We start from the raw sequence: 21,972 nt of genomic DNA, 5'->3' as shown, positions 1-21,972 counted from the left end.
TTAAAGGAAAATGGTATCGCCATTCTTTGTTCAAGTGTTTTATTTAGAATCATGGCGATTTCATATTACTTTTTAATTAATAGCATTTAATTTAAATACGTACGACACAAATGGACTTCCACCGGAACTGCGAACCAATTGAATTTCCATTTCTTCGTTTTTTCCGGGAACCGATGTTAATCTGAGTTCATCTGTTTTTTGAGTTTTCTGAGCATCGCTATACAAATAAATCCTGATAGCATTTCCTGCTTTTGTAGGCTGAAAATCTGAGCTTAACTGCCAGAATCCTTTTGGGGCGAATAAAGGAGGAACATTGCCAGCAACTTCATAACTTGTTGGATTGTTTTTTTCATCTACATTGAATTTGATTTTAAAATCCTCGTAATTGAAATAGGTACTCAAGTTTTCTTCGCTTGGTTCGATCTTATTTGCCTTTGCAAATTCATCCACCATCTTCAAATTTGTTAATCCCCAATTTCCATTAACTTTCTCATAAATGGTTATAGGATCAACGTAGCTTCCGTCTTCTGTGCTATCGCAGGAAATCGCAAATAAGCACATTAAAACAGCTAACCAGTAAATACTTTTACTTCTCATAAATTTTGGTTTTTGTTAGTTTTTATTCTTCTAAAAGAACAGCACGAAACTAGATGTTAAATAAATCTAAAAAAAAGTATCTGTGAAAAATCAAGATATAATTCGGCTTTTTAAAAGTTTAAACAACTGATAATCAATTTACTATTACGTTTTCGTAAATTAAAAAATCAAGGTTTTGTTGAGATGAAAATCACAAATAAATAATGGTAAAAATGACAATATCTAATTTAAAACAGATTATTTTTTCACTATCTATATATTTGAATAGTTTTTATTGTATAATTGCAAGTTGTTAGACCACTTTTAACATTCACAAACTATTTTCACGCTAAATTTCCCTTTCCTTATATATATTACGAAAGATGCTACCCATTATTTAAAAGTTGCTAATCATAAGCTCTTAAACTATTTTTGAATTAAAAACCGAATTAACCCACACCGAACTAAAACATTTTTTTCTACCCTAACCAAACCAAAACATGCGAAGAATAGTAATTCTATATTTTTTCATTGCAGGTTTTTCCATCTCTGCAAAAGAGACAAATCCTGTTCTTGAAGAATTAGATAAAGTACTCCTGAAAAAGGATATTTACTTAAAACAGAAGTATCGTAAAATTGAAGTTTTAAAGAAAAACGTTTCCAAGTTTACTTTAAGCCAAAACAACGAAAAGCTTTATGATAATTATATGTTGTTGTTTGAAGAATATAAATCTTTCAAATACGACTCGGCTTATTATTATTTAGAACAGGCAAAATTCAAAGCAATAGTGCTGAAAAAACCTGAATATTTATCTAAAAGCAGGATTAAAGAAGGTTTTGTGTTGCTTTCGTCCGGACTTTTTAAAGAAGCAATTGATACTTTGAATGTTATTGATGATAAAAAACTCGATCTTAAAAACAAATTCGAATTTTATTCCATCAAAGCGCGCGCCTATTATGATCTTGCCGATTATAATAAGGATCAGCGTTTTAATATTCATTATGTGCAGCAGGGAAATCATTTCCTGCAAAAGGCATTAGAATTAATTGGAACAAATACAAATGAATATTGGGCAGCAGAAAGTTTAAAACGTCTTAAACAACAAGACTGGCGTGGTGCCGAATTTGCATTTAGCTACTGGATTAACAACTACAATTTACCGCCGGATTATTACGGAATCGCGACTTCGAGTCTGGGTTATATTTATTCTGAAAGAGGATATACAAAAAAGGCGATTCAATATCTCGCTCTTGCGGCTATTGCCGATGTTAAAAATGCGACAAAGGAAACCGTTGCGCTTAGAAATTTAGCCAACGAACTTTTTAAAATGGGTTTTCTGGACAAGGCAAATGAGTATATTAATATTGCGATGGATGATGCGACTTTTTATAATGCGAGGCATCGTAAAATCGAAATCTCCTCTATTTTGCCTATTATCGAAAAGGCACAATTGAATAATGTAAAGGAGAAAAATGATAAACTGGAAAGGATCATTATTCTATTAACGATTCTGACTTTGATTATTATTTTGTTTTCGATTATTATTTTCAAACAATTAAAAGAAAAAAATAAAGCCCGAAAAATAATGGCTTCGTCATATGCCCAACTTCAGGAAATGAACATTAGTTTAAGCGAGGCGAACAAAATTAAAGAGGAATATATTACGTATTTTATTAAGGCAACTTCGGCTTTTATCAATAAAATAGATCATTTGCAAAAAAGTACGCTTCATAAAATTATCACCAAAAAAACAGATGAAGTTATTGCTAGTTTAAAGCGTTATAATGTAAAAGAAGAACGGGAAAATCTATTCCATCAATTTGATGAAATCTTCCTGAAATTGTTTCCCACTTTTGTCACTGATTTTAATCATTTATTCCCGAACGATCATAAATGTGTCGTTAAAAAAGGAGAACTTTTAAATACCGAATTGCGCATTTTTGCCTTGTACAGATTAGGAATTCAGGACAGCAGTCAAATGGCAGAATTTTTAGAACTTTCTGTAGCTACAATTTATACGTATAAAACGAGAATCAAAAGCAAATCAGATTTTAAAGATACTTTTGAAGAGAAGATTATGGCGATTAAAACGATTTAAAAAAGGGTTTAGCCACAGATTAAAGGATTAAAAAGATTTTTTTTAGATTGTTTATTAAAAAGTTTGCCACGAATTACACAAATTTTCACGAATTCTTTTTTATTAATTTAGAGCATAAAAATTAGAGAAATTAGTGTAATTCGTGGCAAAAAAATACACAGCTTAAATCTTTTTAATCCTTTAATCTGTGGCAAAAAAACGACCTTTCAAATGTCTCTTCTTTATTATTTATTCTATACTCTTTATTCTTTATTCTTTATTCTTTATTCTTTATTCTTTATTCTTTATTCTTTATTCTGAAGGCTCTAATTGAAGCACTACATTTTGATATCGCGTACTTAACGAAAATAATTGCTCGGCAAAAATCATTATGGCAAGCGGAACAAAGAAAAACGAGATTAGATTTTCTTGGTATAAAAAGTATGTTGTAAAGATAAAAATACGTCCATATTCAAGATAATAAATCCATTTTCGCTGTTCTAACAAAGCGCCGCAATTGACTAATGTTATGAGGATAATTAAGAGTACAAAAATCTTATCTACAACATTTAAATAGTCAAAATAATAAGTGAAAACGGTTAGAAATAAAGTAGAGATTCCTAATTGTATATAGAGATAATTTTTAAATCGGAGCCTTTGATGCGGATTTGCTTTATCCTGAAGAAAACGCTTCTCTAATGTGGGACGAATATCCTGATCCATGTGGGCGGGACTTCCAAAAACGGCTTTCCATTTGGCGCCATAACCAACGGAACGTTTCCATAATTCGTAAATTTCGAAGTAATAATGAAAATGCTGCCACAGGAAACTGTAGCTTTTTAGCGGATGCGTTAATCCGTATTTTGGTTTTTCTTCCTCAGCCTGAAAAGTTCCAAAAAGCCGATCCCAAAAGGTGAACATATCTCCGTAATTTTTGTCTAGATATTTCTCGTCAGATGCGTGATGAACGCCGTGAACTGATGGCGTTACTAAAACATATTCAAGCCATTTTATCCTACCTATAACTTGTGTGTGTGTGAAAAACGAATAAGCGCCGTGAACAATCAGCATTGTAATCACCATTGAAGGATGAAAACCAACCAAAGGAAGTACGCACCAAAAACCGGTTCTGACAACCGCCTGAAAAGTTGTAATCCTGGCTGCTGCGGTAAAATTAAACTCTTCGCTATGATGATGTACAATATGTGCCGCCCAGAAAAAATTGACTTCATGCCCTAATCTGTGGTACCAATACCAGACAAAATCAGTGGCGAGAATTAAGGCAAACCAAACAAAAACAGTACTCGGAATATCAAAAATTCTATAATTGTCATAAATCAAATAATACAATTGATAGAAACTTGCGGCAATAAATAAATTGATTAATCGCTCCGCAATACCAATGCTAATATTTGAAACTGAACTTTCATAATTAAAAATTTCCGGTCTCTTTTTGCGTTGCGCTACTTTATATTCTAAAAATAAGAAGAGAAAAAAAGCGGGCATTGCAAAAGCTAGAAAATTAATATGTTCCATTTTAAAAATTACTTTTTTTGATTATAAAAAAAACTCAAATACAATTTATTAAACGCGCTGATGATTAGTATTTTAACACATAGAAACATAGCTTTTCTTTACTCAAAAAAAAAAAGGACGTTTCACTTATCTAAAGCACATAGCAACTATGTGAAAGAAATGTATTTCTTTTTTGTATCCTTTATTTCTCATAAAATCTATGTTTCTATGTGTTTAATAATTTTTCACGTCATACAGCGAATTACTATAAACTTAAAACAAAGATATTTTCATTGATTAATACCTTCTCTTTTGAAAAAATAATAATCAATGAAAACGGTCTTTATATTCTAAAATCTAGTTTTTAATTCTGCTTAAATTTCGGTTCCTCTAATGCTACTTCTTTAACAGCCTGAGTATCGGCTACTTTTTGTAGAGCGATAATATAAGCGGCAATACGTGGCGTTACGTTATGTTTTGCTGCAACTCTAAAAACAGTTTCAAAACCTTTTTCTAATATATCCTCCAAACGGGTATTAATCTGGTGAATCCTCCATGACTCTAAAAGGGAATTTTGAAGCCACTCAAAATAAGAAACCGTAACGCCTCCCGCATTGGCTAAAATATCAGGAACCACTAAAACATTGTTATTGTGCAATATTGCATCAGCATCTGATGAAACTGGACCATTTGCGCCTTCAACTATAATTTTTGCGCGAATATCATTTGCGTTTTTTTGTGTAATAACATCTTCTTTTGCAGCCGGAATCAACACATCAACTTCTAATAATAGTAAGTCTTCATGTTTGATGGCAACTGAATTTGGATATCCTTTAATACTTTTATTATTGAGATTATAATATAAAATCAGTTCCGGAATATTAAGTCCGTCCGGATTGTAAAAAGCTTCCGAAACATCACTAACAGCGACAACTTTTAGTCCTTTTTCGAACAAAAACAAAGCCGAATGCAATCCTACATTTCCAAATCCCTGAATTGCAACGGTAGATCTGGCAGGTCTTAGTTTTAATTTCTGAAGTGCTAATAATGTGATAATACTAACGCCTCTTCCTGTTGCTTCTACTCTGCCTAAAGATCCTCCTGAATGCAAATGTTTTCCGGTTACAACGGCATGAATTGTTTTGCCGTGAACTATTGAAAATTCATCCATTAACCAGCCCATTTCGTCAGGACCAGTTCCCATGTCCGGAGCCGGAACATCTTTGTCAGGTCCAAAAATATCTGCTAAAGCTTTTGTATACGCTCTGGTAATTTTTTCTAATTCGGTTTTTGAAAGTTTTTTTGGATCACAAATGATTCCGCCTTTTGCACCTCCAAACGGAATTCCCGTAACAGCAGATTTCCATGTCATCCAGGCAGCAAGAGCTTTTACCTCATCAAGATTTACGCCTGTATCATAACGAATTCCTCCTTTTGATGGTCCTAAAGCTGTATTGTGAATGACGCGATATCCTTCAAAATTTTGTTCAGTTCCGTTGTCTAACGTAATAGAAAAATTTACGACGATTTGTTTTTCAGGTCTTTGTAGTTTTTGTCTGATCGATTCATTTAAATTTAGAATGTCAGCAGCAATATTAAAGCGATCAATCATTGATTGAAAGGGATTCTGTTTAATTAATTCTGCACTCATGATATATTTTTTTAATTTGGGTTATTTGGTATCTTATTTTGAAGCTCTTATTTCAAAAGCTGTTTTTATTTTTTCTTAACTAATAATTTACAGCTGCAACATGGAATTTTCATCAGGCAGCATTGCATCATTATGTTGGTATTTCTATTTGATCTCATTTTATTTATTTTTTACTATTTCTAAAAAAAGCCTTTCATGGTGCATGAAAGGCTAAAAAAAAAAATAACTAACAAGTACTTTCTCTATTAACGCCATCTCATCGCATAGTTCATTATGCAACACATCGTGAAGCTGCACATGAACGGGATGATATTTAGACTATAGTTTTTCATTGTTACTGCAAATCTATAAATATATTTCTTAAATTCTATAGAATTAGTAGAGTTTATTTTCAATATAATAATAAGATAACATAAAAACACCTGTAAATTAACGGATTAAGACTTTAAAAAAATTATTTAAATTGCGAAATAACTATAAAAACAATAGAAATTAAGGCTAAAAAGATACCTATGAAATTAATTTTGGATAACTTTTCCTTAAAAAACAACAGGCCAACAAGACTTCCTAAAATGATAACGCCCATATTCATTCCTGCAAAAACCGTTGATGGATTTTCGGCGAAAGCCTTATGTGCTTTTAAGTAAAATAGAATATTCCCGAAATTAAAAATTCCTACCAAAACTCCGAAAAGAAAGTTTTTAGGCTCCAATTTTGTCTTTTTAGTTGTCATTTCATATATCGAAATCAAAATCGCAACTGCTAAAGAAATGCAGAAAACCACAAATAAAGAGGTTGGATAAGGCAAAGTGGTATAAATTGCTATTTGCTTGAAGAGAATGTCAATTATTCCAAAACCTATGAATACTGCAGTGGGGAAAAACCACTTGTTTTGGGTATTATCAGATTGCTTTCGCAGAATAAATAAAAGAGCCAGAAATCCTATTATAAGTCCGATAACTTTATAGGAATTAAATTCTTCCTTGAAAATAAGCCAGGCAGCAATTATGGGGATAAATAGTGATAATCGTTGGGCTGCATCGGTTTTTACAATTCCCATATGTCTAATTGAAGCTACTAAAGACAACAAAACAAAAGGTAATAAAACGCCAATTGCGATATAAATATTCCAGGGTGCATTTGAATTAACTTCCGCCAGATTAGGACTAAAAGTAAAGTAACAAAGCGCTAAAGCAGTCAAATAATTAATTGCTACAATTTGAATCGGATTACTATTGTATTTACGGGTTATTTTGAAAATTACGCCAACAATTACACTACAAAAAATACTTAAAACAAGAAACAGCATAGGATAGAATTTTGAACAAAAATAGTATTTAAAGTCATTTGGTTTTATTTTTTTTAACGCAAAACACTTAAAGTTTTATAATAAAGTAGTTTTAATAAAAAACTTACAGTTAGTTTATAAGTTGTAATGTTTTAGTCTCGCAAAGACGCAAAGCCACAAAGTTTTTAAGCTTTATGTTCTTATTTTGGAATTAACTTCGCCAAGATTGCGAAGCCATCAATAATAGGAACTTTGAATCCTTGCGTCTTTGCGAGATTATTTTCAGCTCAACAAAAAAATTGCGCTCTATGCGGCTAAAACTCTCATTTCTGTTTTCTCTATCTTCTATTTTCTTTTCTCTATTTTCTATTTTCTATTTTCTATTCCCAAAAACTAATCACTTTTAAGCCATCCTGTAATACTCATTCTGGTATTTTGTGTTACCAAAACTTCGTGAACCAATTCATTGCTTTTAAAGAATACCGTTTTGCCTTGAGTTGGTGAAATTTTTTGATTGTTGTTTTCCTGATGAATCATTAATTCCCCACCGTCTGCTTCTACCCAATTACTGTTTAAATAACTAATCATGGAATATTTTCGGCTTGGATTATTTTTAAACTGATCTAAATGTTTGAGATAAAAATCGCCTGTTTCATACAAAGAATAATGAAATTCATAACCGGTGATTCCTGCATAACAGCTTTCATTTAAGTAAATAATAAAGGCATCAATTTGAGCAAAGAACTCGTTTTCAAAAACATTATTATGATTTTTGTCCAGCCAATAAATCGAATCGCTTCTGATCGCGCCATCATATGATAGTTTTTCTGAATTTCCAATTCCTGCTGCCATTAATAGACTTTTCTGATTGAGATCCAGTAAATTTTGTTTTAAATGATTGGCTAATTCAGCACTTAAAAAATGTTCTGATATTCCTACTTTGTTCTCAATATAACTCGCAATTAGATCTTCGAAACCATTTTCCATTTCTATTTTGGGAAAACTGCAAATGCAGCCAACGGAGCAAGGTAGACGAAATTAAACTGGTAAACGTCTTTTTAGAAATAATAAACCCAACAGGTTTTAAAAACCTATCGGGTTTGGTGCAATGTTGTCAAATTAAATCCGTTTTTATCCGCGTTTTTACGAAGTAAATCTGTTTTATCCGCGTCAAATTTAGACACTGATTTTACTGATTCGCTAAAGCGAAAACGCGGATAAAAAGAGATTGTTCAAATTACTTTCTTGATTTGACCAGGAAATAATTTTATAGATTTTACCTTAATTTAATGACATTTCGCTCGGGTTCGTTCTTCCAAAATAACAAACTGTATAGAAAATTGAAACTAAAATAAACAAAAAACCCGACAGGTTTTAAAATTTTAAACACCTGTCAGGTTTGAATAAGAGAGCGTTGAATTACAATTTACTGATATAACTTCCGTACATATCCTTAAACTGATGTCCTTGTGCAAAACGATCTTTGCTTAATTTTTTGTATTCGACTAATCCCCACAAAATAAATTCTTTAAAGAAATATTGATCGTTTTTATCTAATTGAGGTTGATATTTTTTCAATACAATATCTAATGGCGTTACTTCGTCAAGAATCTTTTTATAGTCCTCATCTGATGCATCGTCTAATAATTCGAAACCGCTTTCGGCAAAAAACCATTCGATCAAATCTGAATATGGTGTTTTTGCGTCTGGTTTTTCAAGTTTTTCTATTTTAGGTAAAAGCGTTGGAAATAAAGTTTTAATTGCTGAACCTATTAAATTCTGTGCAACTGCGGCGGCTCCCTCCTGCTCTCCTTCGTAAACTAATTCTACTTTTCCTGTAATCGCCGGAATAATCCCGATGAAATCAGACAAACGTAAAGTTGTTTTGTCAACTCCTGATTTTAATGCACGACGTTCTGCGGTGCTCATTAAATTCTCAAAAGCTGTAATACTCATTCTGGCACTTACGCCACTTTTATTATCGATGTATTCGCTGTCACGAGCTTCAAAACTTATTTGTTCTAAAATGTCTTTGGCTAAACTTGGCACGTGAACTAATTTGTGTTGTGTTTCGTCTAGTTTTGCTTCCTGTTCTGTAATTGTTCTTGCAATAGCAACGGTTTCAGGATAGTGCGTTAAAATTTGAGATCCAATTCTATCTTTTAACGGCGTTACAATGCTTCCACGATTGGTATAATCTTCTGGATTTGCTGTGAATATAAATTGCATATCTAATGGCATTCTCAGTTTAAATCCTCTAATCTGGATATCTCCTTCCTGTAAGATATTAAACAAAGCTACCTGAATTCTTGCTTGTAAATCTGGTAATTCGTTGATTACAAAAATACAACGGTTCGCTCTTGGAATCATCCCGAAATGAATTACGCGATCATCAGCGTATGATAATTTTAGATTCGCAGCTTTTATCGGGTCAACATCTCCAATTAAATCGGCTACGGTAACATCTGGTGTTGCAAGTTTTTCAAAGAACCGTTCGTTTTTATGCAACCATGAAATTGGTGTTTCGTCGCCTTTTTCATCGATTAAATCTTTTGCAAAACGAGAAATTGGATTTAATGGATCGTCATTAATTTCTGATCCCGCCACAAAAGGAATGTATTCATCTAACAACTCAACCATTTTACGTGCTAAACGTGTTTTAGCCTGTCCGCGCAATCCTAATAAGTTGATGTTATGACGTGATAAAATAGCACGTTCCAACTCTGGAATTACGGTATTTTCGAAACCATGAACGCCTTCAAAAACCGGTTTTCCTGATTTGATTTTTTCACGTAGATTATTTCTTAACTCGTCTTTGATACTTATACTTTTATATCCAGCGGCTTTTAATTGACCTAATGTGTTTATATTTTTTATTTCCATTTTTATGAAATATGTATTTTGTTATTTTATTGTTTTTGTGAATGGGATTGTGTCTTCACTTTGTGGAGACGCAATCCTGTGCGCCTCTACGATATTCGTTGTGTATAAAAAACCCTTCGACTCCGCTCAGCGTGACAATTAGAAACCTTTGTAACTTTGAGCCTTTGTAACTTTGAACCTAAAATTATCGAACTCTCTTCTTCCTATTCGTTTCATAATCTTCAAAAATCATTTCTCCCAAACCTTTTAGTCCGGTGTAAAATGCTTTTCCCTGATTGGCTTCGGTAAAATGATTGACAAAACGCTGTAAATACGGATCATTTGCAATCATAAAAGTCGTAATCGGAATGTGTAATTTTCTGGCTTGTTGTGCCTGTGTGTAGCATTTGTCTACGATATATTCGTCGAGTCCGTTACTATTCATATAATAGGAACCATCACGTTCGCGCACGCAACTTGGTTTTCCATCGGTAATCATGAAAATTTGCTTGTTGGTATTTCGTTTTCTACGCAAAATATCCATTGCTAGTTGTAAACCTGCAACTGTGTTTGTGTGATATGGACCAACTTGCAAATATGGTAAATCCTTTATGGGAATCGTCCAGGCATCGTTGCCGAACACCAAAATATCCAGCGTATCTTTTGGATAACGCGTTGTGATTAATTCGGCTAAAGCCATCGCTACTTTTTTGGCAGGCGTGATTCGGTCTTCGCCGTACAAAATCATACTGTGGCTGATGTCGATCATCAAAACCGTACTCATTTGGGCTTTGAATTGCGTTTCTTCGACAACCAAATCATTTTCGGTCAGCATGAAACTTTCAACGCCATTATTGATTTGGGCATTTCGTAAACTTTCGGTCAATGAAATACGTTCTAAACCATCGCCAAAATTAAATCCGCGGAATTCTCCTGTATGTTCATCGCCATTTCCGGCATGTTTAGTTTTGTGATTTCCGTTTCCGGAACGTTTCAAATTGCCAAAAATTTGATCCAATGCTTGTTGACGAATGGCACGTTCTGTTTTAGCAGTGATTCCAAAACCGCCGGTTCCATCCTCTTTAACCTCGTCTTTTATGTAACCTTTCTTTTTTAAATCTTCGATAAAATCATCGATTGTGTAGTTCTCGTCGGTCAGTTTATATTCTTTGTCCAACTCCCGAAGCCAGTCTATAGCTTCATCAAAATCGCCCGAAGTATGGGTGATTAGCTCTTTGAAAATGCCAAAAAGTTTTTCAAACGGAGACTGAAATGGGGCTTCGTACGTCTTAAAATAAAAACCTTTTTTAAATTCGTTTTTCATAATTCTAAAATTACGCTATTTTAGAATTATGAAAATAGAAACATTTATTAATTTTTAGTTAAAGTATTTGAATTAAATTAACTGATATTGGCAAGAATAATATCGATTATTCAAACTTTCCATCAACGTAATACCAAGCATTATTTTCGAATTTAAAAGTTGAAAATTCGTAATGTATTTGAGGCTTATTATCAGAATCTAAAAAGTAGGCTTTAAACTCTACTGTATTTTCAGAAGAACTTAAAATTTCTAGTTTTTGCCATTTATTATTTGTTGCCCATTTAAAGATTTCTGCTTTTGAATAATGCTTTCTTTCAGAAATATAAGTGGTGTCTAAAAGATAATCAGTATTATGAGTCGCATACGCCGAATATCTCGAACGCATTAAAAATAAAGCTGTTGGCGCTTTCTCGTTTTTTTCAAGATACAATCCGCAGCAATCTTTAAATAATAAACCCGTATCGCAAAAGCATTTTTTATTCTCCATCCACTTGCTCTTCGCCGTTTATTTTAACGTGCAATTGGTTCAACAAAACCTGATATCTGCTAATCTCTCTCAAGTCTTCATCTTCTTCGGCATGATCCAGCATTTCGTCTAAAGTTTCATTTACTTCAAGCAATTTATTGTTTGCTTCTCTGTTATTTTTTGCAGCAATTAAATCAATAATTTCCTGTACGCTTACTTTTAAATCTTCAAATTTCATATCTATGTGTTTTTTTTGCCACAAATTTCACAAATTAGCACAAATTTTTAATCTGTATGGAACACAAATTTTTAAAAAATTAATTCGTGTAGATTCGTGAAATTCGTGGCGAACTTTTTTAGTTTTCTTCTTTTTTGTCTTCGTTGAACTTTTTAATAATTTCTTTTAGCTTTTCTTTGCGTGAAATTACGGCCTGTTTAGCTTTGTCCTGCGCTTTATGAAGTTTATCGTTGTGCTTTTTGATGTTTCTGTCGTTGTTGCGTCCCATTATATTTCTCTTTTAATTTCGTCTAAAGTTTTTTCGGTGTAAATCAATTCGTTGATAATTTGCTTTCGTAAATCATCGATGTCATCATAATCAAAATGTTTTGCCCATGATGTTAATTGCTGCAGATTCCTGATTTGTTTGATGCGTTTTGTTGTTTCAAAACTGGTTCTTAAAATTGCTTTATTATCATATTTCGGATTTTTTTTATGCTGATATGTTACGTTATTTTTATCGAAGTCGGCTTCAATATAGTACAGCTTTTCTTCGGCATTATCAGGATAAAATTCATTCCAATTGGCAAAACCTATTTTTGTTTTTGACTCGGTTTCCGGTTCACGAGCCACTAAACGCCATTTGCTGTTAGCTAATCTTCCCCAATGATTTGAAACGCGATACATTCCGGATTCGGTATAATAATAGGTACTTCCGGCTTTGCTTTCAAACTGTTTCTTTAAACCTTCAATTTCACTTGAAAGTACTTCATGAAAAACACAAAATGTATTTTTGAACGAATTAGGATGTGGCTTGAAATTTTTTTGCATGTGCAAATATACTGAGATTGTCAAGAACTCCCTAAAACAAACATAAATTGATTAACTTTGTACCTTTAATTTTAAAATAAAAAGTCATGTCGAAGGATTCACAAGAAAAAATGTTGCAAAAAGGGGTTTATACCGGCATCATGGAGAAAGATGAAAACAATAATTATTTTTGTGGTGAATATCTTTTAGATTATAAAATCGCACATGCTAATCATGCTGTGGGTGATTTGATTACTATTAAGTCGGTTATTGAAAATCCGAGTGATATTAGTTTTAATAAATATCCAAAGAAGTCCAAGAATTTTCATAAAGCGAATCAGAAATCTGAGGATAAGTAAGATTTGTTTCAGGTTGAATTTGTTTCAGGTTGAAATGAGATTTTACCGCAAAGTTCGCAAAGATTTTTACCTACATTATTTTATGAAACACAAAATTCGCAAAGCTAAATCAATACAAAGCTTTGCGAATTTTTTGTTTTATAAACCGCTGAATTAAAAACTTTGCGTCTTTACGACTTTGCGCGATTAAATTTTAAGCATTGTTAAACTTAATTGAGAATTTCGCGCAAAGACGCAAAGGCGCAAAGCTAGATTATAGAAAGCCTTGCGTACTTTGCTTTTTTATAAACCGCTTAATTAAAATTTTGCGTGCCTTGCGGTTAAAAAATATTTGAAAACTAAACATCTTATGAAACCTAATGCCCTAGCCCCGATAAAAGTGGAAATCCTTTTGTGGCGGGGTTCGCCACAAAAGATTGTAACGGATAGCGGGAAATAGCTCCTTAATATTACTATGGAAGATAATACATGGCTTTTTAGTGCTCACAATCAAAACTTTAGATATTTTTAGAATATTTTTTGCTTCAAAAGTAAAAAGTTAAAAAAAAGTGTACCTTTGCAAAAAATTTGTCTTTTGAACAATTAATTTCAATTTCAAACTAATAGACAAGTAGTTACCTTATTTATGAAAAAAATAGTTGAATACCGCAAGTTACTAAACGTAGACAAAACTGCAGAGTTAAAAGATTTAAAAACGATCTATCGTAATGCGATGAAAGAATCTCATCCTGATAAATTTCAAGGTGATGATGCAGGTTTGAAAGAAGCAGAAGAGAAAAGTAAAGCTATAATTGAGGCATATCACTTTTTGGTTAGTATTAATCCTGAAACGATTAAGGCTAATTTACCGGAATATACAGAGACTATTGCAACTTCGGCAATTACTGATTATAAATTTGTTGAAGGTCGTTTGATCATCGATTTTTCTAACGGAAGTGTTTACGAATACATTAGTGTTCCTAAAGCTACTTACGTGAAAATGGTTAACGCTGATTCTCCTGGAAGATTCGCAAAAAGACACATTTTGAACTCTTTTACTTGGAGAAAGAAAACTAATCAAGAATAGTTTTATACCTAAATATTTACAAAAGCACTCTGTTACAAGAGTGCTTTTTTTATGCATATAAATTAAAAAATTATCTATTTAAACTCATAATAATAATATAATTAAGAGTTTTAAATCAAATCAAGCCCACAAATACACTGATTAGATGCGAATTAAGCCTAAAAAAACTATAACAAAATTTTAGGTTACAAAATTCTGTAAGTTTTAGATTTTTAGATACTTTTGTTGCACAAATCAATTAACTAATTAATTTTTTATAATGAAAAAAATACTTTTTTTACTAACCGCTTCTGTAGCGATTATTTCATGCAGCAAAGTTAAAGACGGAGAATACCTAATTACTGGAACTGCAACAGGAATTGAAAACGGAAAAACAATCATTCTTCAAGGTCAGGATCCTACTACTAAGATGGCAGTATCTCTTGACACAGTAAAAGTTGAAAACGGAAAATTCGAAATAAAAGGAAAAGTAACTGAGCCGGCTTTTCATACATTAATTCTTCAAGGTGCTAACGGACCAGTTCCTTTTATATTAGAAACTGGAGAAATTAATATTGCAATTGATAAAGATAGTATCCATAAATCTAAAGTTTCTGGAACTTACAACAATGATGAGTATGTAAAATTCAACGAGGATTTAACAAAAACTCAAAAAAGTTTAGTTGATTTTCAGAAAAAAAATACTCAGAAAATGCAACAAGCTCAACAAGCTCAGGATACTGCAACTATCAATGGTTTGATGAAACAATACATGACGCTTCAAACTGAAGTTCAGGCTAACTCTAAAAAGAAATATTTAGCTTACGCTGAAAGCCATCCAAAAGCTTACATCTCTGCTTTAATTATTCAAAGTATGGTTGCTGATCCTACTGCTGATATCAAAAAAACTGAAAGCTTATACAATGCTTTAGATGAGTCTTTGAAGAATAGTACTCCTGGAAAAGAAATTAAAGCAAAATTAGGTCAAGCAAAAATGCCTGCAGTTGGTGCGTCAGCAGCTCCTGTTGGTAGCCCTAACTGAAGAGCAGACTTTTCAGCTCCTAATCCGGAAGGAAAAGTAGTTTCGCTTAAACAAAGTTTAGGTAAAGTAACTATTGTTGATTTCTGGGCTTCATGGTGTGGACCATGCAGAAAGGAAAACCCTAATGTTGTAGCTATATATAAAGAACTACACTCAAAAGGATTGAATATTATTGGTGTTTCTTTAGATAAGGAAGCAGCAGCATGGAAAGAAGCTATTGCAAAAGATGGCTTAACATGGACGCATGTTTCTAACTTAAAATTTTGGGAAGAACCTATTGCAAAACAATATGGAGTGGAATCTATTCCTGCAACTTTTATTCTTGATGCATCAGGAAAAGTGGTTGCTCAAGACTTAAGAGGTCCTGAATTAAAAGCAAAAATCGTAGAGCTTTTAGCTCAATAATATCAATTTTCAGAATAAATAAAAAATCTCCCTCGTGGAGATTTTTTTTGTTTTAATATGATTTATAAAAATTACTTTAGAATATGGATAATCACAATTTACACAAAAGATATTTTTAACAGGCTTTTAAAGAAGTAAAATTAAAAAAGGTTAAAACTACCCATCTTTAACCAGATAAAGACAGAGAAATACTAGAAAGAAGCTAATATAAAGATTATTTTTTCCAAGATTAAGTTTTTATTTTAAAAGATAATTTAATCTCACTAATATAAATTAGAATCATATTTGTTCAACTTTGTTTTTCTTCTATTACGATAAAGTGGTTTAAACATAACTAAAGAAATCCTAAATCTAAGAGTAAAATCATTAGAACCCATAAAAGAATAATCCTACTTTTAAAAATAAATGCAAAAAATCTCTACTGGATATTTTTTTATTTTATTCAATTCCAATGATTTAAAAATTAATTCAAAAATAACTTAAAATTAACTGCAATTTTTGTTTGTAAACATCAAAAACGTTTATATATTTGCAACCGCTTAGCAAAACAAAGCGCATCAATACAAGCTTCGGGGAGATACTCAAGCGGCCAACGAGGGCAGACTGTAAATCTGCTGTGTAAACTTCGCAGGTTCGAATCCTGCTCTCCCCACAAAAGGGAAAAGAAGTGAAAAAGGCAACTTTATCAAACTTTTCAAAACCTGAAAAATGTATAAAACCTGCAAATCATATGATTTGCAGGTTTTTTGTTTTTATACTGCTTTTCAAATTTTTTAAAACTGCTCAAAATTTCTATGGCAGAATCGTGGCACTTTTGTCTGCCAAGAAAAACTGTCACAGAATTTGAGCTAAACCATTATATACAAATGAGTTAAGGAGATTAACGACTTGTTTTTTTGATGCTATAATTCTACATTTATTAATCTAAAAAAGTTGAATTATGTTAGAGAACAGCTTTGGGTTAGTTTTCTTTATGAAAATTACCAGCAATGACAGAAAAACTAGAACCGTCTACTTTAGAATTACGGTAGATGGTATTACAAAGGAAGCATCCACCAAACGCAAATAGGAACATTCCAGGTGGGATCAAAAAACAGAAAGGGCAGTAGGATCCAAAGAAGATGCAAAGTCTTTAAACTTCTTTCTGGATGCGCTTACTTTAAAAATTAATGAAATAAAAACAGAAATGATGTAGCTCCCCCTCCCCATGATTTGCCCATCATCCTGGCAGTTATCCCATTGCCGTTCTGAGCTTTTTCGACCAGTTCAAAATAATGAATCTTTTTATCGGCCTTATAGGAATGATTGGTAATATCGGCCAGTACCCAGAAACGCTGCGAGGCAAAACGCGCACTGATCGTATCATGGATCATGTCATTAAGTGCTGAGAGTCTGATATAGGGGTGGGGTTCCATTGGCCGGGATTTCTTATGTAGGGCTAAGGTACTAATATTGAGCCGGAATCTCAAAAAGGCAAAATAAAAGCAATTTTATTTTCATTCAAGACCGGTAAGTTTTGTGGCAAATCGTGGCATAACCTATTTGGAGTGAATACCTTTTTTGCCACAAAAATTTAAGACGGTTTTTTAAAGATATTTCATCATACTAGGTTTTGTGGCAGATCGTGGCGTATGTAGTTTTTTAAAAATAGAATTCCAGCAAAATGAATACCTGCCGAGTTTAGGTTCGAAACTTTTAGAAATGTGATACTAACTGTGAAAAAACTTATTTCTTTGTCTAAAACTTTGAAAATACATTCTCAATTATTCTTCTAAGACATAATCAAAATTTCCTCCTTTCGGAATTTTTAAAATTCCTTTTTCATTCATTTCATCTGTAGATTGTGTATAAATAAAATGATACCACCAAATAAAAAACTCCTCAAAAGATATTTCTTTATTGTAACCTAATTTGGTATAAATCTTTTTAATGTATTCTCTTTCGGTTTCTAAAATTTTTAATAAGTCTGGTAAATATTTTTTAGCCATTTCATCAAATAAATTATTATCTGATTTAGAAATTAAGTTCTGAAATGAATTTGAAATTAAATTTCGCCTGTTATTTCCATAAACATTTACATCTTTATTTTCAATTTTTTCAGATTGATTTCCATAAATTCCGAAAGATTCTATTTCAGGATTTGTATTCTCACTAATTCTATAATAGTAGTGTTTTCCATGCCTTGAAGGTCTGTTGTCTTGCTTAAGAAATTCTTTTTCAACATTATTAATTTGCCATGAATCCAATAAAACATTACTTAAAACCAGAAATGACCATTTTTCAAAAGATTGCGTTTTCGAAATCTCTGTTTTATCAAACTGTACTTTTATTTCGCTTAATTTTTTAATTATAGATTTTGTGATTTTTATTGAAATTGGTTTTGCATATTTGTAAAGCAATTTCCCATCATTTGCATCGGCAACAAAAATTGTTGGTTTATACTGATTATTAACTTTATGAAGCCAATGTTTGGATTCTAATAAAGTAATTAAATTTAATATTTTTTGATCATTTAACTTAGTAAAACGCTGAAAATCAATTGGAGAGAATCCCATATGGAGTGCAAATAAAAAAATATCTAAACTGTCTTTGTCTGTTCTGAAATCAGGGAAATTATCATCTTGGGAAATTAGAGATTGTTCAATTTTTATTTTAAAAATTTGATCCATATTATTTTGAGCATTAATACATGTTCCAAATAATAGAAAAATTATTAGACGTAATTTTAATCTTTTCATTTCCCTTTATAGTTATAGTTACATTTAATTCTAGCTAAAAAAAAGCTCAACCGAATAAACTTTACCCTGTGTGATTAACTTTTGTTGTCGCTAATATATAGCTATTTTTCTATAAATAAAAAGCTGATAAATATGAAATTGTAGATCATTTTTTACCTCCTACAATAACTATATTGAAAATGATTCCTTATCGAAAGCATTAGCTGACTTCTCTAATTTCCTCTATACTGAAATCATAAACAAACCTGCCTGTATTCAATCAAGATAATTTAATGTCTTAGAAACAAAAGAACTGACTTTAATAAATAAATATTTATTCTAAAAGTAAACTGTGTAAATCTTTTTACAAATTACAACGCCATAAACTAATTTTTAAACAAAATAAAACTTTATTTTTTTAATTTGAACTTAGCATGTCCCAATTGCCAAAATGCAAATGCAAACGCATCTGCATAATCATTATAAAGTTGTAAATACGAACTATCTACGCCATGTCCGCTCTTATAATCAACTGCGAAAAGCACCGGATTATGAGAAATTGTAGAGGAGCGTAATTTTGCAACAAATTTTCCAGACATCCATGGAGCTACCCGGGCATCATTCATTCCTGTAGTAACCAGACAAGCGGGATATTTAACTCCTTTTTTTATATGCTGATATGCATCCATTTCATAGAGAGCATTAAATTCTTCTCTAATTAATGGATTACCAAATTCCTTCATGTTATTTGGTCCATTAGGAGCAACATCCATTCTTAATGTATTAAGAAAACCATTTTCACAAATCATTACTTTAAATAAATCCGGTCGTTCAGTTATAGCTCTTCCAACCAAAATACCTCCAGCACTTCCTCCATAAATTGCAATCTTTTTATTACTAGTTATCTTATCTTTTATTAGAAATTCTGCAGTGCTTATTAAATCCTTCCATGTGTTAGGCTTTGTTTTCTTATAACCTCCTGTATACCAATCATTACCTTTTTCTCCCCCTCCTCGAACGTGAGAGACAACATACACTCCATCATTTAAAACCCATGATAAAAATATAGGTTGAAAAGAAGGGTTTGTTGATTCTCCATAAGCACCATAACCATCAATAAGGACATTATTCATTTTATTCTTTTTCATCCCTTTTTTATATATTAAAGAAACCGGGAGTAAAACCCCATCATGACTGGGTATTTCTATTTCTTGAACAATAAAATCATCAAATTCAGGATAAGTTACCGTAGGGCTCACATCATCTTCTTTAAAACTTTTTTTTACAACATCACAACGATATCTTTTTAATGGATTCAGCCACCCGCTGGTATAAATCCATAAATCACTCTGATACTTGTTTTTTGATCTAATAATAATCCTACCTGCTTTCTTTGGCAAATCTAAAGTTCTGTGTCCTTTATTATTGTCAACAAAATATAATTGCGCTTCCACTCCATTTTTTGTTGTTGAATATACAAGTCCGTCTTTTAAAATTTCATAATTTTGGATAATTTCTTTTTTATCTTCATCTACTATTATTTCAGAATTAACAAAATCAGGATTTGTTATTTTTGTTTTAAGAATTTTATAATTTGGTGAGTTTTTTGATGCTAAAACATAAATATCCTCATTGACAATTACAGGAGAACTAAACCCATCTTCTTTCTTAAAAAGAGGCTTCCAATTTATTTTTTTTTCTTGTAATTCTTCAATTTTCGCATAATAATAATCAAAATAAGCAGCTGCACCATCTAATTTTCCAAGTATGTATTTATCATTAAGATTGTACTCAACAATTTCAGGAAAATCTACTGGATCGATCTTTAAATCTGAATTATTTTCTTTTGAAAAAACAACTTTATTTATTGAGGGTTTATCACCTAATTTATAAATTACAGATTGAGTATTTAATATGTAATTCGAATCTCTTTTGTCTGCCACAGGTATATTTAGATAAATAATTCCTGAATCATCAGGCAACCAATTAATACCTCCTAATTCAGCAGGCCAACAGTTTGAAAGTATTTCTGGCAAAAGTAATTTTGTATCTATATTAAGAAAAGCAATCTCTGCTATTTCTTCTCCATTTTTAGAAAAGCTTAAAGCAACTTTTTTACCATCCCATGATGGTTTAAAATAAGTAATTGAATACTCATTAACAGATTCTTTTTTATATTCTACAGGGTCAAAAAGTAAAACTTCATGCCCCTTTTCAGAAGTTTTATAAAATAGTTTTGCTCTTTTATCCTGTTCCGTTTTCTTTAAATAAAAAAAATAATCATTCCCTGTAATTTTTAAAGAAGTAACACTGAAGGACTTTCTTTTTTCGATTTCAATAAGCTTATCAACGATCTCTTTCCTACCGGTAATATTGTTTAATATTTCCCTGGTTTTCAAACTATTTTCTTTAAACCAATTTCTAGATAATGTATCATTGGTATTTTCCAGATACGCGTAAGGATCATTTATAGTTTTACCAAAATAATTTTTGGATGTAGGTATTTCCGGCACCACAACATTTTGGGAAAAAACAGCATTCGCAAAACCACAAATTAAAATCAGGATAAATATTATTTTTTTCTTCATTGTTCAAAAAAATGAATTGTTTTAATGGATTATATATTTCAGGTCTGCATCTAAAATGTGCAAAGAAGCCTTATAATTAAATTATAAGGCTTCTTTTAATTAAACTTGAACCGGTGGGATTTTATTGCCTCCTGCTGTTCCGCCTGTATTGCCATCTCCACCAACAATAACTCTAAGATTTTTAAGTTCCGCAATTTTAAATTTTTCTAGCGAAAGTATTCTTTTAACCTCGTTTTTTTTCTTCATCTTTAATATTTTATTTTGAACAAATGTATTAAGCATATTTACTTACACATAGTAGTTATGGTCTATATTTATAAATTCCGACCAAAAAAAGACTTAACAATCTGATTTTAAAATAGGTAAAAAAAATCAAATTCCAGTAAGATCTTCGTTTAATTTCTTGATAAAATAAGAGGGGTGCAATCCTGTATTGCTATGAAAAGCTTTTGCAAATGATTCTGAATTATTGAAACCAAATTCTTCAGCCAAGGCTTTTACGGTATATTTTCTTAATTTTTTCTCTTTCTTTAATTTAGTTACAGCATACTGTATTCTTAAATCATTTAAATATTGGCTAAAATTTTTTCCTTTATATTGATTTATTGTTTTAGACAAATAGGTACTGTTAGTATCAAAACGATCAGCAAGATCGATCAATTTTAAATTCAACTCTAAATAACCACATTCCTTTTCAAATTTTATTAATTTTTCTACCAATTCCTTTGCAATTGGTAAATCAAAGGATTTAACATTACTTTTTTCAATAGGGATTGGCTTTATTATTTTATTTTCATTATCAGTTGAAGATAGTGTTTTTAATCCACTCTCAGAGTTATTAATTAAGTCATAGAATCGTTTGTCTAAAATTTTCTTCTCTTTTTTAATTTTAATTAAATAATATCATTAATGTCCGATAAAAAATAAAACCAAAAGAATTTATTTCTTATATGTCTCATTGTCAGTGTTTTAATTTTTTATTATTGTATTTTTTTAAAAACAGGTTATAAAATAAATGATAGTTGTTCT

General features: G+C 31.5%; 20 protein-coding genes, 1 tRNA gene and 1 pseudogene. 6 read left to right on the top strand and 16 right to left on the bottom strand.

Going from position 1 to position 21,972, the window contains the following annotated elements; translation table 11 throughout:
* Positions 1–72: 72 nt before the first annotated feature.
* Positions 73–597, bottom strand: a complete 525-nt coding sequence (locus KHA90_RS21200) for a DUF5004 domain-containing protein (RefSeq protein WP_213306191.1) — start codon at positions 595–597, stop codon at positions 73–75.
* Positions 598–1,076: 479 nt separating this feature from the next.
* Between KHA90_RS21200 and KHA90_RS21195 the strand changes: the two genes are divergently transcribed.
* Positions 1,077–2,675, top strand: a complete 1,599-nt coding sequence (locus tag KHA90_RS21195) for a DUF6377 domain-containing protein (protein WP_213306188.1) — start codon at positions 1,077–1,079, stop codon at positions 2,673–2,675.
* Positions 2,676–2,966: 291 nt separating this feature from the next.
* Here KHA90_RS21195 and KHA90_RS21190 read toward each other — a convergent pair whose 3' ends face one another.
* The 10 genes from KHA90_RS21190 to KHA90_RS21145 form a co-directional block, all read right to left on the bottom strand.
* Positions 2,967–4,190 (bottom strand): sterol desaturase family protein, encoded by a 1,224-nt coding sequence (locus tag KHA90_RS21190; protein WP_213306185.1) that lies wholly within the window; start codon positions 4,188–4,190, stop codon positions 2,967–2,969.
* Positions 4,191–4,533: 343 nt separating this feature from the next.
* The gene (locus tag KHA90_RS21185) at positions 4,534–5,820 is read right to left on the bottom strand and encodes a Glu/Leu/Phe/Val family dehydrogenase (protein WP_244860499.1); all 1,287 of its coding nucleotides are present in this window, start codon (positions 5,818–5,820) and stop codon (positions 4,534–4,536) included.
* Positions 5,821–6,274: 454 nt separating this feature from the next.
* Positions 6,275–7,129 (bottom strand): DMT family transporter, encoded by an 855-nt coding sequence (locus tag KHA90_RS21180; protein WP_213306182.1) that lies wholly within the window; start codon positions 7,127–7,129, stop codon positions 6,275–6,277.
* A gap of 372 nt (positions 7,130–7,501) precedes the next feature.
* Positions 7,502–8,095 carry a 2OG-Fe(II) oxygenase gene (locus KHA90_RS21175; RefSeq protein ID WP_213306179.1) on the bottom strand — a complete coding sequence of 198 codons (594 nt, stop codon included), beginning with the start codon at positions 8,093–8,095 and terminating at the stop codon, positions 7,502–7,504.
* Positions 8,096–8,527: 432 nt separating this feature from the next.
* Positions 8,528–9,991 carry an AAA family ATPase gene (locus KHA90_RS21170; protein ID WP_213306176.1) on the bottom strand — a complete coding sequence of 488 codons (1,464 nt, stop codon included), beginning with the start codon at positions 9,989–9,991 and terminating at the stop codon, positions 8,528–8,530.
* 184 nt (positions 9,992–10,175) lie between these two features.
* The gene (locus KHA90_RS21165) at positions 10,176–11,294 is read right to left on the bottom strand and encodes a vWA domain-containing protein (RefSeq protein WP_213306173.1); all 1,119 of its coding nucleotides are present in this window, start codon (positions 11,292–11,294) and stop codon (positions 10,176–10,178) included.
* A gap of 106 nt (positions 11,295–11,400) precedes the next feature.
* A complete protein-coding gene (locus KHA90_RS21160) occupies positions 11,401–11,781 on the bottom strand; it encodes a YchJ family protein (protein ID WP_213306170.1) in 381 nt (126 codons plus the stop codon).
* Entirely contained in the window at positions 11,771–11,998 is a 228-nt protein-coding gene (locus KHA90_RS21155; RefSeq protein ID WP_168199968.1) for a hypothetical protein, read from the bottom strand. The genes KHA90_RS21160 and KHA90_RS21155 overlap by 11 nt, the downstream gene beginning before the upstream one ends.
* Before the next feature lie 118 nt (positions 11,999–12,116).
* Positions 12,117–12,266: a hypothetical protein gene (locus tag KHA90_RS21150; protein WP_213306167.1), complete on the bottom strand. Its 150-nt coding sequence runs from the start codon at positions 12,264–12,266 to the stop codon at positions 12,117–12,119.
* Complete coding sequence (locus tag KHA90_RS21145) at positions 12,266–12,808, bottom strand: hypothetical protein (RefSeq protein WP_213306165.1); 543 nt, start codon at positions 12,806–12,808, stop codon at positions 12,266–12,268. The genes KHA90_RS21150 and KHA90_RS21145 overlap by 1 nt, the downstream gene beginning before the upstream one ends.
* 86 nt (positions 12,809–12,894) lie before the next feature.
* On the opposite strand from KHA90_RS21145, the gene KHA90_RS21140 reads away from it, so the two are divergent.
* From KHA90_RS21140 to KHA90_RS21120, 5 genes and pseudogenes are all read left to right on the top strand, one after another.
* Positions 12,895–13,146, top strand: coding sequence for a hypothetical protein (locus tag KHA90_RS21140; RefSeq protein ID WP_213306162.1), 252 nt, complete (start codon positions 12,895–12,897; stop codon positions 13,144–13,146).
* Positions 13,147–13,771: 625 nt separating this feature from the next.
* On the top strand, positions 13,772–14,212 hold the full coding sequence (locus KHA90_RS21135; RefSeq protein ID WP_213306159.1) for a KTSC domain-containing protein: 441 nt from the start codon (positions 13,772–13,774) through the stop codon (positions 14,210–14,212).
* A 259-nt stretch (positions 14,213–14,471) separates the two neighbouring features.
* Complete coding sequence (locus KHA90_RS21130; protein ID WP_213306156.1) at positions 14,472–15,233, top strand: DUF4369 domain-containing protein; 762 nt, start codon at positions 14,472–14,474, stop codon at positions 15,231–15,233.
* Between the two features lie 18 nt (positions 15,234–15,251).
* Positions 15,252–15,638, top strand: a pseudogene (locus KHA90_RS21125) (peroxiredoxin family protein); the annotation flags it as partial.
* 571 nt (positions 15,639–16,209) lie between these two features.
* A tRNA-Tyr gene (locus KHA90_RS21120) sits at positions 16,210–16,290 on the top strand.
* A 514-nt stretch (positions 16,291–16,804) separates the two neighbouring features.
* On the opposite strand, the gene KHA90_RS21115 is transcribed toward KHA90_RS21120, so the two are convergent.
* The 5 genes from KHA90_RS21115 to KHA90_RS21095 form a co-directional block, all read right to left on the bottom strand.
* Positions 16,805–17,053, bottom strand: coding sequence for a hypothetical protein (locus KHA90_RS21115; RefSeq protein WP_213306153.1), 249 nt, complete (start codon positions 17,051–17,053; stop codon positions 16,805–16,807).
* Between the two features lie 348 nt (positions 17,054–17,401).
* Complete coding sequence (locus tag KHA90_RS21110) at positions 17,402–18,307, bottom strand: hypothetical protein (protein ID WP_213306150.1); 906 nt, start codon at positions 18,305–18,307, stop codon at positions 17,402–17,404.
* A gap of 458 nt (positions 18,308–18,765) precedes the next feature.
* Positions 18,766–20,943, bottom strand: a complete 2,178-nt coding sequence (locus KHA90_RS21105) for a prolyl oligopeptidase family serine peptidase (protein ID WP_213306147.1) — start codon at positions 20,941–20,943, stop codon at positions 18,766–18,768.
* A gap of 99 nt (positions 20,944–21,042) precedes the next feature.
* Positions 21,043–21,189: a hypothetical protein gene (locus tag KHA90_RS21100; RefSeq protein WP_213306144.1), complete on the bottom strand. Its 147-nt coding sequence runs from the start codon at positions 21,187–21,189 to the stop codon at positions 21,043–21,045.
* A 126-nt stretch (positions 21,190–21,315) separates the two neighbouring features.
* On the bottom strand, positions 21,316–21,663 hold the full coding sequence (locus KHA90_RS21095) for a helix-turn-helix domain-containing protein (protein WP_213306141.1): 348 nt from the start codon (positions 21,661–21,663) through the stop codon (positions 21,316–21,318).
* Between the last annotated feature and the right edge of the window lie 309 nt (positions 21,664–21,972).

Source organism: Flavobacterium psychroterrae, from assembly GCF_018380615.1.
In the GTDB taxonomy this organism is placed as follows: Bacteria; Bacteroidota; Bacteroidia; order Flavobacteriales; family Flavobacteriaceae; genus Flavobacterium; species Flavobacterium psychroterrae.
This window is presented reverse-complemented; position numbering and strand designations above follow the sequence as displayed.

What these genes read in the sequence shown, in the direction of transcription:
- KHA90_RS21200 (WP_213306191.1), bottom strand. Translation starts at nt 597, where the DNA reads ATGAGAAGTAAAAGTATTTACTGGTTAGCTGTTTTAATGTGCTTATTT.
- KHA90_RS21195 (WP_213306188.1), top strand. Translation starts at nt 1,077, where the DNA reads ATGCGAAGAATAGTAATTCTATATTTTTTCATTGCAGGTTTTTCCATC.
- KHA90_RS21190 (WP_213306185.1), bottom strand. Translation starts at nt 4,190, where the DNA reads ATGGAACATATTAATTTTCTAGCTTTTGCAATGCCCGCTTTTTTTCTC.
- KHA90_RS21185 (WP_244860499.1), bottom strand. Translation starts at nt 5,820, where the DNA reads ATGAGTGCAGAATTAATTAAACAGAATCCCTTTCAATCAATGATTGAT.
- KHA90_RS21180 (WP_213306182.1), bottom strand. Translation starts at nt 7,129, where the DNA reads ATGCTGTTTCTTGTTTTAAGTATTTTTTGTAGTGTAATTGTTGGCGTA.
- KHA90_RS21175 (WP_213306179.1), bottom strand. Translation starts at nt 8,095, where the DNA reads ATGGAAAATGGTTTCGAAGATCTAATTGCGAGTTATATTGAGAACAAA.
- KHA90_RS21170 (WP_213306176.1), bottom strand. Translation starts at nt 9,991, where the DNA reads ATGGAAATAAAAAATATAAACACATTAGGTCAATTAAAAGCCGCTGGA.
- KHA90_RS21165 (WP_213306173.1), bottom strand. Translation starts at nt 11,294, where the DNA reads ATGAAAAACGAATTTAAAAAAGGTTTTTATTTTAAGACGTACGAAGCC.
- KHA90_RS21160 (WP_213306170.1), bottom strand. Translation starts at nt 11,781, where the DNA reads ATGGAGAATAAAAAATGCTTTTGCGATACGGGTTTATTATTTAAAGAT.
- KHA90_RS21155 (WP_168199968.1), bottom strand. Translation starts at nt 11,998, where the DNA reads ATGAAATTTGAAGATTTAAAAGTAAGCGTACAGGAAATTATTGATTTA.
- KHA90_RS21150 (WP_213306167.1), bottom strand. Translation starts at nt 12,266, where the DNA reads ATGGGACGCAACAACGACAGAAACATCAAAAAGCACAACGATAAACTT.
- KHA90_RS21145 (WP_213306165.1), bottom strand. Translation starts at nt 12,808, where the DNA reads ATGCAAAAAAATTTCAAGCCACATCCTAATTCGTTCAAAAATACATTT.
- KHA90_RS21140 (WP_213306162.1), top strand. Translation starts at nt 12,895, where the DNA reads ATGTCGAAGGATTCACAAGAAAAAATGTTGCAAAAAGGGGTTTATACC.
- KHA90_RS21135 (WP_213306159.1), top strand. Translation starts at nt 13,772, where the DNA reads ATGAAAAAAATAGTTGAATACCGCAAGTTACTAAACGTAGACAAAACT.
- KHA90_RS21130 (WP_213306156.1), top strand. Translation starts at nt 14,472, where the DNA reads ATGAAAAAAATACTTTTTTTACTAACCGCTTCTGTAGCGATTATTTCA.
- KHA90_RS21115 (WP_213306153.1), bottom strand. Translation starts at nt 17,053, where the DNA reads ATGGAACCCCACCCCTATATCAGACTCTCAGCACTTAATGACATGATC.
- KHA90_RS21110 (WP_213306150.1), bottom strand. Translation starts at nt 18,307, where the DNA reads ATGGATCAAATTTTTAAAATAAAAATTGAACAATCTCTAATTTCCCAA.
- KHA90_RS21105 (WP_213306147.1), bottom strand. Translation starts at nt 20,943, where the DNA reads ATGAAGAAAAAAATAATATTTATCCTGATTTTAATTTGTGGTTTTGCG.
- KHA90_RS21100 (WP_213306144.1), bottom strand. Translation starts at nt 21,189, where the DNA reads ATGAAGAAAAAAAACGAGGTTAAAAGAATACTTTCGCTAGAAAAATTT.